7 protein-coding genes are annotated in these 10,935 nt (G+C 59.4%); 5 read left to right on the top strand and 2 right to left on the bottom strand.

Translation table 11 applies throughout. The annotated features are described in order from the left end of the window. Positions 1 to 299 precede the first annotated feature (299 nt). Together WNY39_RS13525 and WNY39_RS13520 are read right to left on the bottom strand one after the other, a co-directional pair. Entirely contained in the window at positions 300 to 3,737 is a 3,438-nt protein-coding gene (locus WNY39_RS13525) for an AAA family ATPase (RefSeq protein ID WP_342846215.1), read from the bottom strand. Further along, the gene (locus WNY39_RS13520) at positions 3,734 to 4,963 is read right to left on the bottom strand and encodes a DNA repair exonuclease (protein ID WP_342846213.1); all 1,230 of its coding nucleotides are present in this window, start codon (positions 4,961 to 4,963) and stop codon (positions 3,734 to 3,736) included. The genes WNY39_RS13525 and WNY39_RS13520 overlap by 4 nt, the downstream gene beginning before the upstream one ends. Positions 4,964 to 5,105: 142 nt before the next feature. Here WNY39_RS13520 and selD point away from each other — a divergent pair, with 142 nt between their 5' ends. The 5 genes from selD (at position 5,106) to rfbA (ending at position 10,889) form a co-directional block, all read left to right on the top strand. Then, a complete protein-coding gene (gene selD, locus WNY39_RS13515) occupies positions 5,106 to 7,274 on the top strand; it encodes a selenide, water dikinase SelD (protein WP_342846236.1) in 2,169 nt (722 codons plus the stop codon). A gap of 238 nt (positions 7,275 to 7,512) precedes the next feature. After that, positions 7,513 to 8,079, top strand: a complete 567-nt coding sequence (gene rfbC, locus WNY39_RS13510; RefSeq protein ID WP_342846211.1) for a dTDP-4-dehydrorhamnose 3,5-epimerase — start codon at positions 7,513 to 7,515, stop codon at positions 8,077 to 8,079. After that, a complete protein-coding gene (rfbB, locus tag WNY39_RS13505; RefSeq protein WP_342846209.1) occupies positions 8,080 to 9,117 on the top strand; it encodes a dTDP-glucose 4,6-dehydratase in 1,038 nt (345 codons plus the stop codon). After that, positions 9,114 to 9,980, top strand: coding sequence for a dTDP-4-dehydrorhamnose reductase (rfbD, locus tag WNY39_RS13500; protein WP_342846207.1), 867 nt, complete (start codon positions 9,114 to 9,116; stop codon positions 9,978 to 9,980). Before rfbB ends, rfbD begins: the two co-directional genes overlap by 4 nt. A 6-nt stretch (positions 9,981 to 9,986) precedes the next feature. Then, on the top strand, positions 9,987 to 10,889 hold the full coding sequence (rfbA, locus tag WNY39_RS13495) for a glucose-1-phosphate thymidylyltransferase RfbA (RefSeq protein WP_342846205.1): 903 nt from the start codon (positions 9,987 to 9,989) through the stop codon (positions 10,887 to 10,889). The last annotated feature ends 46 nt before the right edge of the window (positions 10,890 to 10,935 follow it).

Here is a 10,935-nt window from a genome sequence, read left to right as displayed (position 1 = left end):
GTGTCCGCTTGTCTGCGTCTCCGGTAAGGGGGGTTCTAAGGTTTGTTCCAAATACCCGCAACCCCTTTTTTCGGATTTTTCATCTTTAGTCAAAAAACCTTCACAAAAGCCTGTTTTATTGGCGTTTCGGGCATTCGTTTTCTTGCCGGGCTATTGAGATATGCAGCCCGAAACAGCGTTTTGCGGTGATTTCCGTCATTTTCGGGTCTTTGGGCGATTCACTTTCCATGGAATCGCAGTGGAATCGGCGACTCGTTCACGCCATTGGGCCGGAATCACATCCCTGCCCCATCCGATCCTTACAAAGTGTGGACGCGCAGCTGATCGCCACAGGTTTTACGCGCTATATCCACCACATGCTGGTGATGCGTCAGATAGATCGCCTGCCCGGTCTGTCCAACACGTTGCATCAGTGTGCAGGCTGCACGTGTCCGGTCTTCATCAAAGGTTTCGAACACGTCATCACAAAAGAACGGCAGGATGCGCCCGTTCTGCGCCATCTGGTCATAGGCGGCCGCGCGCAATGCCAGATACAGTTGAAACCGCGTCCCCTTGGACATATCAGCAGCCTCTTTCAGGGTCATGTCGGATGTTTGGACAGCCTGCAGAATATCACCGTTCCTTGCCGGCACCGTTTTCAGCTGACCATAGGCACCGTTTGTCAGGTCTTTGAACGCCTGCTCGGTTGCCGCCAGCATGCCGCTTCTATGGGCGTCGCGATACCGGCGGATCGCTTCTTCGGCCAGGATATGGCCAAACCGCCCCTCAAGATATCGCAGCACGGCATCTTCCATCTGGGCCTCGAGGGTCCGTTTTTGCGCAACAAGGGATGCCACCGCATTGTCAGCCCCCACGCCGTTCAACGCGATCTGCGCGCCCGTTCGTTTCTCAATCGCGCCTTCCAACGCCGTTCGGGTACGCGACAGGTCTTGGGTAACGGTGTCGAGTTCCACTTGGCACATATCGGCGGGGTGATCGTCTAGCAACTTGGCGGCATCATCCCATGATGGCACGCCTAACACCGACAGCAGAGAGGTCAGCGTCTCTTGCACCTTAGCCCGCAGGTCGATCGCATTTTGGGCGACGGCTGTTGCTGCGCGTAGCTGCTCCAGAGTTTGCGCCGGGATCGTCGTATCAAACGCCTGCGCGATAAGCTGCACCTGATCATCCAGCACGCTGATCTGATGTGCTGCCTCTTTGGCTGCCTCGTCATGCCGCGCGTGCTGCGCCTCAAGCTCTTGGCGTTGGCGTGCGATCTCTTGTGCCTCTGCGATTTGCCGTTGATAGGCGGCATAGCGTTCGAGGGCTGTTTCACCGGCAGCTGGCTCCAGCTTGATCTCATTCAGGCGGCGCTCAAACTCGGCGATATTTGCAGACATGGTTTCGACCTGCCGGCGCAGTTTGCGGATCGTTTTATCGGTCTGGGCAATGGCGCGCAGGGTACGGGTGGCGTCCCATGTCAGAGGGTCCGTTTTTAGGTCTGGTATATAGTATGCGACGGCATCGACCCAATTGGTCCGCGCCGCATCTCTTCTACTTTGCGCCTGTTCCTTGGCAGCACAGCGGCGATCCGCTTCGGCCTTGGCGGATCTTGCGCTTGTTTCGGCCAAGGCCAGCGCTTGTTTCTGGGCCTGCTGACCAGCAAGCTGGGCCTTGGCCAGTTTCATCAAACCGGCCAGCGATCCGCCATCGACATCTAATACAGTATATAGTGTGTCTTTCAGATGTTGAGCCTGCACATGTAAATCTGCCTGCGCGGTCTCAAGCGCCTCAAGCTGTGCTGCGGCCTCTCCTGCGTCATAGGCATCACTGGCCCACCGCGCGAAATCATCGGCAGGTAACGATTGGGGCAAGCCGTGCTGTTGCAAGCAGTCGGCCAACTGCGCGGCAAGCTTCTCCACAGCGTCCGTTGCCTGATCATGACGGGCTTTGGTCTGCTCGTGTTCCTCGCGGGCCTCAATCTCGTTGCGCTGCGCCTGCCGGTTCTCGGCGATCTCTTTGCTTTGTGTTGCGCGCAGTTTGGTCTGGGCGTCATCGGTCTGCATGGCCGCCTCGAATGCATCCGCCGTCGTAACATCCAGCTTGGCCTTATGTGCCTGCCACAAGCTGTCGCGGGTTTCCCGCGTGGCTTTTGCAGCCGCGTCACCAATCAAATCGGGCTGTGCTTGCGACAGCTTGACCTGTGTTCGCGCCTGATCCCAACGCGCCTGCGTCGCCGCGCATTGTTGCGATGTGTTTTCGGCGGCCCGCTTTGCCTGCGTCAGGTCAGCGTTCAGTTTTTCAGCTTGGGCCGGCGTGACTTGCACCTCAGGCACCGTATCAAATTTCACGCCGGGTCGGACCAGCTTACGCAAAGCGCCAGCTTTATTCTGCTTCGCCGTATCAAGCCTATGCTTCGCCTCGCTGTAGCGTGCCATGATATCTTCGGCATCCGCCGTCGCAATCACCCGCTCCAAGCTAGGGTCGCCGGTCATATTCTGACCCGCCTCTTCAACCTGCCGCATGGCCTCTTGCTGTTTGGTTTGTGCGTCCTGTGCTTCTTGGTGGGCTATGGCGAACGCCTTTTCCGCATCGGTCAGCTCACCCCTTAACCGTTCCAACCTCGCAAGCTCGGCAGCGCCCAGAACGTAGCGGCCCAAATCACCCGTTGCCGGCAACCCGATCCCGGACAGCTGCGCACGTAACTCTGCCTGTTCATGGTCAAGCTCACCCTGACGCCGTGGTAAATCCAGCAGGCCGGTTTGCGCACGGCTTTTCAACTCTTCCAGCGCGCCCAGCTGATCCGCTGCATTGAGCACTTCGGGGTCAACAATCAGCCCATCCATCCGCGCGGCAATCGCCTTCATCTCGCGGCCGGCTTGTTCCTGTGCCGCCGTAAGCGCCACGCGCTTGGTCATCAGATCAAGCAGTTGTTCGGGGTCGATGTCCAAAGCCGTCGGGTAATGGGCGATCGGCTTTAGCTGTTGTTCAAACTCGCGCAGTTGCGCGGCGAGCGGGTGCGCCTCTAGCAGGTTTTCCAGCTCACGCTTGCGCAGGGCCAGATCGGTTTCTTCGCGGCGCAAACCAGCCTCAAGCGTTTGGGCGCTCTCCAACTCGGTGCGCAAGGCGCGATAAGCCGACGCGCTCACGTCTTGGTCTTTGATCTGCTGATTGACCTCTGCCAATTCCGCCTTCAGCGCCGCAAATTCTGACTTCGTCCCACCCTTGCGATAAATCTCCAGCGATCTATCGTTCACATCTTCCAACACCTGCGACAGATCACTGATCCCCGCCGCCGCCGAGAACAAAAGCTTGCCAATATCCCCTTTGCTCTTGGTGATTTCCTCGCCGCCCGCCTCGATGGTTTCGTCATCCAGACACAACAGCTTGCGATATTCATCCACCGTCAGATCGCGCAGCGCATTGGTTAATATCGTATCAGGGGTCACCTGCCCCTGCGCGTCCAGCAAATTCGGTTCGCGTTTGGACAGCCGGGTAAAGCTGTGCGCGGCCCCGTCAATCTCAAGCACGCCGCCGACGCGCAGGTTCGCGCGCTGGTGTTTGAACGCATAGGGTTCATTTTTCGGAAAGCCGAACAGCAGCCGCAGATACCCTTCCATCAACGTGGTTTTACCCGCCTCGTTGGGGCCAAACACGATGTGAAAATCCGATCCGCCGGCAGGTGCCGCGCCAAAATCAATCGTGCGGTCGGTAAAATGCCCGAAGGCAGACAGATCCAGTTGGCGCAACCGCATCATTCGCCCTGCCCCCGCATCTTGGCGACCATCGACAGGATTGCATCATCGGTCAACCGGGTCAGCAGCGCGTCTTGTGCGGCTTCATCCGGTACCAGTTCGCGACGGCGTTCTGCGGGCAGCAGCGCCAACATCTGGTCCAGTTCCTTGCCCAGATTTTCCCGTGACGCGGGCGATGTGGCGACCTCGTGCATCAGCTGTTCAATTTCACCCACCGCGCTGTCTGTGCCCGTGGCCGATGGCGGTGATACATCTAGTATAAGCTTCTCAAGCCAAAGCCCGCCGATGTTTTCAGCCATCTGCGCGATTTCAGCCTGCCAATAATCCGCCAGCTGTCGCAAGCGCCACGCCATCGTGGTTTGCCCCGTCAGCCGCAGCCGCAAAATCGCAGCGCCCCTGCCCGCCTCGGCCTTCAAGCAGCCCCGCAAGGCATCGCGGACGTCATCATCTGTTTCAACCCCATCCAACACACACGCACAGGCGCGGAACTCCAACAGGGACGTGGGCAATTCCGATACGTCGATTTGCCCGTCCTGCACCGTCAGGATGCTGGCGGACTTCGGTCCGGCCTCACCGATGTCGCGCCCTTGGGGCATGCCGGGCATCACGATCCACGGGTTCTGCCCATGCACCTGCCGTTTATGCACATGCCCAAGCGCCCAATAGTCAAAACCGGTCTGCGCCAGTTCCGCCACCGAACAGGGCGCATAAGGGTCATGGCCCGCCGCCCCCATCAGCGATGTATGCATCATGGCGATATTCACCGCACCCGGCACCGGGGCCTTGAATTTGGGCAGCAAGCTATCAGGCGCGTGACGGCCTCTGAAACTAACACCATGTATATAGACGGGGTGATCGCCCAGCTGAACCATGCCCCCCTTGCCATCAAACACATGCACATTGGCAGGCAATGCGATTTCGCCAGCAATCGGGTTTTCCGCATCGTGGTTTCCCTTGATATAAAACACCTGCACGCCTGCATCTGCCAAACGCTGCATCTGCCCGGCCATATAGGCCGCTGTTTTGGCGCTGCGTTCCTGACCGTCATACAGATCACCCGCAATCAAGAACGCAGCGACGTCTTCATCGATGCAATACTGCACCATCGTTTCCAGCGCATGACGGCTGGCATCGCGCACCTGCGCGGCAAGGCGGTCATCCTTTAACGCCAAGCTGCGCAAAGGCGAATCCAGATGCAGGTCGGCAGTGTGCAGAATGCGAAGTGTCAAAAAGATCGGCCTTATCGCGGGAAAAAGAGCTGTGCATTCTTTGTCACGCAGTTCACTTTCGGTTGCAACCACTGGCTGCTGCTTTGATCCTTGGGATCAACACGATATGACGGTCCCAGCCCTGATCCAGAAAGCGCGCAACATGAATACGACTGATGTCCCCCTGACCCAAGACCTTGTGTTGGTGGGCGGCGGGCATGCGCATGCTTTGGTGCTGCGCAAATGGGGGATGAACCCGCTGCCCGGTGCGCGGCTGACGGTGATCAACCCCGGCCCGACCGCGCCCTATACCGGTATGCTGCCCGGACATGTCGCAGGGCATTACAGCCGTGACACGCTCGAGATTGATCTGGTGCGTCTGTGTCGTTTCGCCGGCGCGCGGCTGATTTTGGCCCATGCGACTGATATTGATCGCACAGCTCGGCTGATCAAGGTCGAGGGTCAGGGGCCTGTCGCTTATGATGTCGCCTCAATCGATATTGGCATCACGGCAAGTATGTCGATCCCCGGCTTTGATGAACACGCCGTCGGGGCCAAGCCGCTGGATATCTACGCGCAGCGTTGGCGCGATTTTGTTGCTGCGGCCAAGGACGGGTCAGCCGACCCAACTGTCGCCGTCATCGGTGGTGGGGTCGCAGGATGCGAGCTGGCACACGCGATGTCACATGCGCTGCGCCAAGCGGGCGTTGAACCACATGTCACAGTGATCGAGGCAGGGCCGCAGATATCAGGCGTTGGCGATATGGCTCGGCGCAAATTGCTAAGCGCGATGGCGCAGGCAGGCATTACCCTGCGTACCGATGCGCGTGTTACCGGCATTGAGGCGACACAGGTGCTGTTCGATGGCCAAGAAGCCGTGGCGGCGGCCCTGACCGTCGGTGCCGCGGGCGCATTTCCCCATGGATGGCTGTCAAAAACCGACCTGCCCCTGATCGACGGATTTATTGAAACGGTGCCCGATCTAAGCATCAAAGGCGATCCGTCTGTCTTCGCCGTGGGCGACTGTGCGGCGATGCCTTTTGCCCCGCGCCCAAAGGCCGGTGTATTTGCTGTCCGCGCCACCCCCGTTTTGCACCATAACCTGCGTGCCGCCTTATCCGGTGGTCCGCGAAAAACCTTCAAACCGCAAAAAAACTATCTCAAGCTGATCTCCTTGGGCGGCAAATCTGCCATGGCCGAGAAATTTGGCGTCGCGCTTTCCAGCCCGCTCTTCTGGCGATGGAAAGATCGCATTGACCGCGCGTTTATGGACAAGCTTGACCACCTGCCCCAGATGAAAGCCGCGAAGGTTCCAGCGATCGCGGCCCTTGGAACCCGCGAGATTTTGCAAGACAAACCTCTCTGCGGTGGCTGCGGGGCAAAGGTCGGCGGCGTGCTGTTGGCAGATGCCCTGTCGACCCTCGGCACGCCTGCAAACCCGCAAGTCGTGACGGGTGTGGGCGATGATGCTGCCGTCATAAAACTGCCCGGTGGTGGGTTCCAAGTTCTCAGCACCGACCACCTGCGCGCGGTGGTGCACGATCCAGTGCAGATGACGCGGATCGCTGCGGTCCACGCCTTGGGCGATGTTTGGGCGATGGGGGCCAAACCGCAGGTCGCCCTGTCCAGCCTGATCCTGCCGCGCATGTCCCCCCCCCTTCAGGCCCGCACCCTGCGCGAAATCACCGATACAGCCCGCGCGGTTTTCGAAGCCGCCGGGGTCACTTTGGTCGGCGGCCATACGACGATGGGGGCCGAGCTGACGATTGGGTTCACCGTGACCGGTACCCGCGAGACGATGCCCATCACCATTGCCGACGCGCAACCGGGTGATGTGTTGCTGCTGACGCGCCCGATCGGGTCGGGTGTGATGATGGCAGCACATATGCAAGGTATCGCGCGCGGCCGCGACGTCGCCAAAACCCTAGCGATGATGGAACAACCGCAGTCGCAACAGGCCGACATCCTGCATGAAGCCCATGCGATGACCGACGTCACCGGATTTGGTTTGGCTGGCCACGTGCTGGCGATGTGCAAAGCGTCGGGTCTGCGTGCGACGCTGACGCGATCCGATATTCCCATCTATGAGGGTGCCCGCGCCCTGTCTGATGCTGGTGTCGCGTCATCACTCTTGTCAGCAAACCGCGACAACGCGCCAACGGCTGGGATTGATGACCCGTTGCTATACGACCCTCAAACCGCTGGCGGCCTGCTCGCCGCGCTTCCCCAAGCCGCGGCTGAAATCGCGCTGAAGCAGCTACAGGACAAAGGATTGCAAGGCTGGATCATCGGCAGCCTTCAAAGCGGCCCGCCCGCTGTGACGCTTGCTTAACGCGCCGTGCCAATTCCAGTGACGGTTGGACAGGGGTGCCATCATCCAGAGCTGGATGCGCGATCACTTGCGCCAACCTGAAATTTTGGATCAAGCAACCTAAAAGGGGTCCGCCCCTGCTTGCGGCACCAATGTCGCGCGCCGCAATCTCTCTATGGTTTTGCGCAATCAATCGACAGGCACCGCAGTTTTCGATACTCAACGAACAAGGGATAGACTGTGCAAGGGTACTATTTACATGCAGATTGAACAGACACCACTCCCCGGCGTCATCGTCATTACCCCGGCCCGCTTTGGCGATCACCGTGGGTTTTTCTCGGAAAGCTACAGTGCAAAGGCGCTTGCCGATCACGGTATCACCACCCAATTCGTGCAGGACAACCACTCTCTATCGACGACCCAAGGCACCATTCGCGGGCTGCATTTTCAGGCTCCGCCTCATGCGCAAGATAAGCTGGTACGTTGTGGGCGTGGCGCGCTGTTCGATGTGGCGGTTGATATCCGCAAACGCTCACCCACCTACGGGCAATGGTTCGGCGTCGAGCTGAGCTTTGAGAACGGCAAGCAGTTGCTGGTGCCTGCCGGGTTTGCGCATGGGTTTGTAACGCGCGCGCCGGAGACCGAGATTATTTACAAGTGTTCGGATTATTACGCACAGGAAACCGAAGGAGCGGTCGCTTGGGATGATCCGCAGGTCGGTATCGATTGGGGCTTGGGCGACATGTCACCGGTTTTGTCCGAAAAGGACGCAAATGCGCCCGCTTTGGCTGATCTTAACAGCCCGTTCACGTTTGAGGGTGTATAGATGAAGCTATTGGTAACGGGCGGCGCGGGGTTTATCGGCTCAGCAGTGGTGCGGCTGGCGATCGCGCAGGGGCATAGCGTGGTGAACCTCGATGCGCTGACCTATGCGGCGTGCCTTGAGAATGTGGCGAGCGTGGCGGACAGCCCACTTTACGCGTTTGAACATGCAGATATCTGCGATCGGGGGGCGTTGGACAGGATCTTTACGACACATCAGCCCGATGCGGTGATGCATCTGGCGGCCGAGAGCCATGTGGATCGCTCTATCGACGGGCCGGGGGCGTTTATTCAAACCAACGTGACCGGCACCTATACGCTGCTCGAAGCCGCGCGGGCCTATTGGCAAAAGGCTGGCAAGCCCGACGGCTTCCGCTTTCACCATATCTCCACCGATGAGGTCTACGGCTCCCTCGGGCCCACGGGGCAGTTCACCGAAGATACACCCTATGATCCGCGCAGCCCGTACTCCGCCTCCAAAGCCGCCAGCGACCACTTGGTGCGCGCTTGGGGCGAGACCTACGGCCTGCCTAATATCCTGACGAACTGTTCCAACAACTACGGCCCATTCCACTTCCCCGAAAAGCTAGTGCCCGTGGCCATCCTCAAAGCGCTCGCCGGAGGGCCGATTCCAGTTTACGGCGATGGTGCGAATGTGCGCGACTGGCTGTTTGTCGAAGATCACGCGGATGCGCTGCTCACCGTGCTCACCAAGGGCGCGTTGGGCCGCAGCTATAACATCGGGGGCGAGAATGAGGTCAGCAATCTGGAACTGGTCAAGATGATCTGCGCCCTGCTGGACGACCGCCATCCCAGCGGTGCGCCCCATGCCGATCTGATCACCTTCGTCGCCGATCGCCCCGGTCACGACCAGCGCTATGCCATTGATCCGACACGCATCCGGACGGAGCTTGGATGGCAGCCCTCGGTCACGGTGGAGGAAGGGTTGGCGCGTACGGTCGATTGGTACCTCGAGAACGAGGAATGGTGGCGCGCGTTGCAAAACCGTCAGGGTGTCGGTGAACGGTTGGGCAAGGCATGAAGGTCCTCGTCTTCGGGCACAGCGGTCAGGTCGCCACGGAACTGCGCGCGCTGGATGGCGATGACTTCCAGATCACTGCCCTCGCCCGCGCCGATACGGATTTGACCGACCCCGCCGCCTGCGCCGCCGCGATTGAGGCCCACGCACCCGATGCCGTGATCAACGCCGCCGCCTACACCGCCGTGGACAAAGCCGAAAGCGATGTAGAAACGGCGCAGCTCATCAACGCCGAGGCCCCCGCCGCCATGGCCCGCACCTGCGCCGCGCGCGACATCCCTTTCGTCTCTATCTCGACCGATTACATATTTTCTGGCGCGGGCGATACGGCTTGGAAACCTGGCGACGCCACCGACCCGCAAAGCGTCTATGGCCGCACCAAACGCGACGGAGAGATTGCAATCGCTGAGGCTGGTGGGCGCTATGCGGTGTTGCGGACCTCTTGGGTCGTCTCGGCCCATGGCAAAAACTTTGTCAAAACCATGCTACGTCTCGGTGCCGAACGCGAGGCGTTAACCGTCGTCGCCGACCAGATCGGTGGCCCCACAGGTGCGGCAGAGATTGCACAGGCCTGTGTCACAATCGCCAAAACTCTCGTGTCAGAGCCTGAAAAATCCGGCATATACCATTTCTCCGGCAGCCCCGACACCAGCTGGGCCGATTTCGCGCGCGCGATTTTTGACACTGCAAAGGTCCCCTGCGCCGTGACCGACATCCCATCATCCGAGTACCCCACCCCCGCGAAACGACCGCTGAACTCTCGGCTGGATTGCAGCGCGACCAAGGCCGCCTTTGGCACTTGCCGCCCCGATTGGCACAAGAGCCTGACCCGTATTCTGACCCAACTTGATTTTCCCAAGGACTGATTTCCCATGACTCAGACGCCCAAACGCAAAGGTATCATCCTCGCAGGCGGCTCCGGCACTCGGCTTTATCCGATTACAATTTCCGTGTCGAAACAGCTGCTGCCGATCTATGACAAGCCGATGATTTACTATCCGTTAAGCGTGCTGATGCTGGGCGGTATCCGCGACATCCTGATCATCACCACGCCGCAGGACGCCGACCAGTTCAAACGCGCGCTTGGTGACGGCAGCCAATGGGGCGTCTCGCTCAGCTACGTCACGCAGCCAAGCCCCGATGGACTGGCCCAGGCCTATCTGCTGGCCGAAGATTTCCTTGACGGAGCGCCCTCGGCAATGGTGCTTGGCGACAACATCTTTTTCGGCCACGGCCTGCCCGAGATCCTCGCCCAGGCCGACGCGCAAACCACCAGAGGCACCGTCTTCGGCTACCGTGTGTCGGACCCCGAACGCTATGGTGTGGTGGATTTCGACGAAAATGGGCAAGCCCGCCAGATCATCGAGAAGCCGGCCGTTCCACCGTCGAATTATGCGGTAACGGGGCTGTATTTTCTCGACAATACTGCGTCCGAGCGCGCTAAGATGGTGCAGCCTTCGGCACGCGGAGAGCTAGAAATCACGACGCTGCTTGAAACCTATCTTCATGACGGATTGCTTAATGTTCAGCGCATGGGGCGCGGGTATGCGTGGTTGGACACTGGCACGCATGGAAGCTTGCTGGATGCAGGGAACTTTGTGCGGACCTTGGAAACACGGCAGGGGTTACAGACAGGGAGTCCCGATGAGATCGCGTTCAACCAAGGCTGGATTAGTGAAGCTGAGCTAGAGGAACGGATCAGGTTGTTCGCAAAGAATGACTATGGGAATTATCTAGAGGGGTTGTTAACCCAACCCAATCGCGGCCGGTTTTAGATTGATCCACGTCAAATACCTGCGCGTGCAGGCTGTCACTGTGGCA

Source organism: Sulfitobacter sp. AS59 (assembly GCF_038899995.1).
Taxonomy (GTDB): Bacteria; Pseudomonadota; Alphaproteobacteria; order Rhodobacterales; family Rhodobacteraceae; genus Sulfitobacter.
The sequence above is the reverse complement of the archived record's forward strand: the minus strand, read 5'-3'. Positions and strand labels throughout refer to the sequence as shown.

What these genes read in the sequence shown, in the direction of transcription:
- rfbB (WP_342846209.1), top strand. Translation starts at nt 8,080, where the DNA reads ATGAAGCTATTGGTAACGGGCGGCGCGGGGTTTATCGGCTCAGCAGTG.
- WNY39_RS13525 (WP_342846215.1), bottom strand. Translation starts at nt 3,737, where the DNA reads ATGATGCGGTTGCGCCAACTGGATCTGTCTGCCTTCGGGCATTTTACC.
- rfbC (WP_342846211.1), top strand. Translation starts at nt 7,513, where the DNA reads ATGCAGATTGAACAGACACCACTCCCCGGCGTCATCGTCATTACCCCG.
- rfbD (WP_342846207.1), top strand. Translation starts at nt 9,114, where the DNA reads ATGAAGGTCCTCGTCTTCGGGCACAGCGGTCAGGTCGCCACGGAACTG.
- selD (WP_342846236.1), top strand. Translation starts at nt 5,106, where the DNA reads ATGAATACGACTGATGTCCCCCTGACCCAAGACCTTGTGTTGGTGGGC.
- rfbA (WP_342846205.1), top strand. Translation starts at nt 9,987, where the DNA reads ATGACTCAGACGCCCAAACGCAAAGGTATCATCCTCGCAGGCGGCTCC.